The sequence below is a fragment of the Yersinia pekkanenii genome (assembly GCF_001152565.1).
Taxonomy (GTDB): domain Bacteria; phylum Pseudomonadota; class Gammaproteobacteria; order Enterobacterales; family Enterobacteriaceae; genus Yersinia; species Yersinia pekkanenii.
In genome coordinates this window covers 1-3,456 of the sequence record NZ_CQAZ01000110.1, presented here as the reverse complement: position 1 = coordinate 3,456, position 3,456 = coordinate 1, and the positions used below count along the sequence as shown (strand labels likewise).

Here is a 3,456-nt window from a genome sequence, read left to right as displayed (position 1 = left end):
CTGGTGATGTGGAATAAGCGTCAACCTGATACTTGCGACCGACTGACATAGGGTTAGCGCTGGCATATGCTTGCTGCTTTGCTTTACGCTGTGCATCACGACGGCTGCGGCAATTTTCTTTGATAGTGTGCGGCTTAATCATGTTGTTCTCCTGAGATAGCTTTGGTGGTGTGGTCAACGTGGCATCGTGACCCGCATCGCAGCAGTGTCGTCTACCATCCAGATTCGCCACCTCATCTGCGCATGGGTAAGCGTTACTTTTAGGCTCTGCGACCACACCCCAAACCTATCTCGTTTGGTTATTTGCACTTTTCAGCGCTCGATTGAGTTTTAACTTCCTGTCTTACTTTTGGCGTCCTGCCGTTTCGATGGACTTAATATACCCATAGGTAACCATGTAGTAAATACCCATAGGTATTCATTTTGCGTTTTATCTATCACCTAATTGAATTTTAAGGTAATTTAATTTGAAAATAATTCAGACGTGACCATTAGCACCGGCTATTAGGCGTGAAAAGTGTGCTAAATTGGGTGAAATTTATTCGTCAAGGGGTGAGGTATGGATAGCGAACAAGAGTTTTTCGAACAGCAGCGGCCGGAAGTGGCTCAGGTTATCGGTACTGCTGTGATGCAGCTACTAACAGAGAGTGGGGAAGTGTCGAAGGATTCTATAGCAGAGATGATAGAGGTACTGTATCAGGAGGAACAGGTAACTTTAGCCGTCGAGCTAGCTATTGATATTCTGCGATTGCCGCCAGAAGGCTGATTACCGGCACAAAAAAACCAGCGGTTAGGCTGGCTTTACATTATTTGTAGGTTTTAGTATTGATATGCCATTTTATAAGCTTCAAACGCATCTTTATGACGAACAGCACCAGCCTGACTATCTGGCAGTTCGGCTAAGACAGAATCATCGTTAGATGCCGGGACGCCTTTTGCTTTATTCATCATCGCAAGTTCGAAAGCGCAACCAGGACATTTGTGACGCCCGGTATTCGCCTGACTTTCAGGAAGAACGCTAAACATCGGGTTGTAGCGGTGATTCTTTTTACAAATATGAGCCATGTAAAATACCTATAAACAATAGGCGCAGGCTACTTTACATGAGATCTCTCATGGGATACTCTCATCATCGAGATCTCAAGAAAGCAACTAGTACCTGTTTTCGACTTTGGCCCTGACAGCTCGACACTGTCGGGGCTTTCCTATATGTGGAGATCAAGAATTAACCACATATGACTGTGATTATATCCACGATTAAAAAAACCTCAATAAAAAGATCATCTTACGTGTGTATTTATACATGGGTGGTTATTCATACAATAAAAAAGGCCGCCTAAGCGACCTTGATCATTACACCCCTCTATGGGCTAGCAGTGGGTTAGGTAAAATAAATCAAAGCTGAAGATACAGCCCCAAACAACGTTCCAGTTATTATTGTTGCTTGTAAGATGGCGAAGAATGAAGGAATAGCCATTTCTTTGTATAGCTGATCTACCATCTTATCATCAGCCCCTTGGAACCTAAGCTCATCAGCCATGCGTGCAGTGCGCTTAGAAATCATGTAGACAGCAGTAATAAGTGCGGCCACATAGCTAATTATCCATGCAGTGGTATAGGTCACCAACCCCCCTTGATATCAATAAGATAATCGTGCAAATAGATTGAACGCTAATTATTTGATGCTATGCTCCACGCTGCCTCTTCTTAAGCATTTCTTCGAAAATGGCGTCAAAATGAGCTTTACGAGCTTTCATCTCGTTCTTGAACCGCTTCGCCTCATCATCTGGAAGTCCTCTGAAAAGCTCTAACACTTCCTCTTCGTCTGGGGTGATCTCATATTTTTTATTATTTTTCTTAGTATTTTCTTGAGGGAATATTTCATCTAACCAACCCCTTGGCAGCTTGAATGATGTTTCTAGCAGCTCAACCATGTCATCGGCAATCCGCTTTTTACCTTTTTTCCCTTCAGGATAAAGCATTCTTGAAACATAAGATGGCTCTCTGCTTATGCGCCGAGCTACCTCAGCAGCTTTTCCTCCGCAGATCTCATCTCTTATTTGTATAAGGCGTAGTCGCCTTTTCTCGTATTTATCCATTTATTAATTCTATCCTTCATTACCGGCAGGTAAATGCCCTGTAGGTATTGCATTTTAGTGTACCTATGGGTAAACTTTTATTTGATACAAAATTGGAGATAAAAATGGATGAGCTTAGAACTTTTTTAAACTCACTGTCTTCGGGTGAACAAGCTGTTTTTGCGCGTAGCTGCGGGACTAGCATTGGATATCTTCGCAAGGCATTGAGTAAGAATCACGAGCTAGGGGCAGCCCTGAGCGTTCTGATTGAAAAAAATAGCAACAGTGAAGTTACAAGGCAGCATCTTCACCCAGACGACTGGTTTAAAATTTGGCCCGAACTAGCAACCGCCGCTTAATCACCACCCGCATTTAACACTTCAATCGAGCGCTGAAAAGTGCACCACCAAAAAACTAATCACCAGTGGCATTAGCTACAGCTTTGTCACGTAACAACATCTAACAAGGGAAGAGTACGCAATGGAACGTGCAAGTAACAGCAAGCTAACACAACGTCAAATTGACCGAGCAGAAACAGACCTGCTGATTAATCTCAGCACGCTAACGCAGCGTGGACTGGCAAGCATGGTTGGATGTCATGAATCGAAGATAAGCAGAACTGACTGGCGCTTTATGGCAGCGGTCATTTGTGCTTTTGGGATGGCATCAGAGATAAGCCCAATAAGCAGAGCGTTTCAGGATGCATTTGGGATGCTTACAAAACAAAAAGCCCCGCGGCAAGGCAGGGATTCAGCAGAGCAGATAACACTTAACTTCTGAGGTAATAATAATGCAAAACACTGGATCAGTAAACAGTAAGGAACGCCCAATACTTTTCAATGCCGAAATGGTTCAAGCCATTCTCAGTGGTCGCAAGACTCAGACGCGCCGGATTATCAGTGAAAAGACTCTTCACCTGTTCGGCGTAGCTGCCAGCGCTGGCGAGTGTCATCCGCTAGAACTGTGTGACGAACGCAGCCAATCCTACTACTTAGAGTTTTGCCCACTCGGCAAGCCCGGCGATCAGTTATGGGTTCGCGAGTGTTTTTCTGACCTCGAAGACTTCGATTTTTTCAATCCTTCAGTACCCGATGTCATCCCTGGTTATTGGTATTGGGCAGACGGCAACCCTGAGTGGGGAAACTGGACGAAGCCTAAACCGTCGATTCATATGCCGCGCAGGGCGTCCCGCATCAACCTGCTAATCACTGGCGTTCGTGTTGAGCGGTTGCAGGATATCAGTGAGCAGGATGCTATGGCTGAAGGAATCACCGCCAAAGAAGTAATTATTGAAACCCGTTACGAGGGTGGTGGTCACGTAGAAATCACTGCAGACAGATTTTTCTTTGTTGGCGGTGACGATGAAGGCTATGAAAGT

The 3,456-nt window shown here is 44.7% G+C and carries 7 protein-coding genes and 1 pseudogene; 4 read left to right on the top strand and 4 right to left on the bottom strand.

The window, feature by feature from the left end:
- On the bottom strand, positions 1–277 hold a 277-nt coding region (locus AEP37_RS26380), incomplete at its 3' end, for a hypothetical protein (RefSeq protein ID WP_156168746.1).
- A gap of 282 nt (positions 278–559) precedes the next feature.
- Between AEP37_RS26380 and AEP37_RS22735 the strand changes: the two genes are divergently transcribed.
- Positions 560–766 carry a hypothetical protein gene (locus AEP37_RS22735; protein WP_049615454.1) on the top strand — a complete coding sequence of 69 codons (207 nt, stop codon included), beginning with the start codon at positions 560–562 and terminating at the stop codon, positions 764–766.
- Between the two features lie 53 nt (positions 767–819).
- Here the strand turns inward: AEP37_RS22735 and AEP37_RS22730 are convergent, their stop codons facing one another.
- From AEP37_RS22730 to AEP37_RS22720, 3 genes are all read right to left on the bottom strand, one after another.
- Positions 820–1,065 (bottom strand): hypothetical protein, encoded by a 246-nt coding sequence (locus AEP37_RS22730; RefSeq protein ID WP_049615453.1) that lies wholly within the window; start codon positions 1,063–1,065, stop codon positions 820–822.
- Between the two features lie 316 nt (positions 1,066–1,381).
- A complete protein-coding gene (locus AEP37_RS22725; RefSeq protein WP_038636067.1) occupies positions 1,382–1,624 on the bottom strand; it encodes a hypothetical protein in 243 nt (80 codons plus the stop codon).
- 61 nt (positions 1,625–1,685) lie between these two features.
- Entirely contained in the window at positions 1,686–2,099 is a 414-nt protein-coding gene (locus AEP37_RS22720; protein ID WP_038636063.1) for a hypothetical protein, read from the bottom strand.
- A gap of 65 nt (positions 2,100–2,164) precedes the next feature.
- Between AEP37_RS22720 and AEP37_RS22715 the strand changes: the two genes are divergently transcribed.
- The 3 genes and pseudogenes from AEP37_RS22715 to AEP37_RS22705 form a co-directional block, all read left to right on the top strand.
- Positions 2,165–2,437, top strand: a complete 273-nt coding sequence (locus AEP37_RS22715) for a transcriptional regulator (RefSeq protein WP_408068347.1) — start codon at positions 2,165–2,167, stop codon at positions 2,435–2,437.
- Positions 2,438–2,558: 121 nt separating this feature from the next.
- Positions 2,559–2,858 carry a CII family transcriptional regulator gene (locus AEP37_RS22710; protein WP_049615452.1) on the top strand — a complete coding sequence of 100 codons (300 nt, stop codon included), beginning with the start codon at positions 2,559–2,561 and terminating at the stop codon, positions 2,856–2,858.
- A gap of 10 nt (positions 2,859–2,868) precedes the next feature.
- Positions 2,869–3,456: pseudogene (locus AEP37_RS22705) on the top strand (hypothetical protein); the annotation flags it as partial.

Excerpts from the sequence above, each read along its gene's own strand:
- AEP37_RS22735 (WP_049615454.1), top strand. The coding sequence starts at position 560 with ATGGATAGCGAACAAGAGTTTTTCGAACAGCAGCGGCCGGAAGTGGCT.
- AEP37_RS22730 (WP_049615453.1), bottom strand. The coding sequence starts at position 1,065 with ATGGCTCATATTTGTAAAAAGAATCACCGCTACAACCCGATGTTTAGC.
- AEP37_RS22720 (WP_038636063.1), bottom strand. The coding sequence starts at position 2,099 with ATGGATAAATACGAGAAAAGGCGACTACGCCTTATACAAATAAGAGAT.
- AEP37_RS22715 (WP_408068347.1), top strand. The coding sequence starts at position 2,165 with ATGGGTAAACTTTTATTTGATACAAAATTGGAGATAAAAATGGATGAG.
- AEP37_RS22710 (WP_049615452.1), top strand. The coding sequence starts at position 2,559 with ATGGAACGTGCAAGTAACAGCAAGCTAACACAACGTCAAATTGACCGA.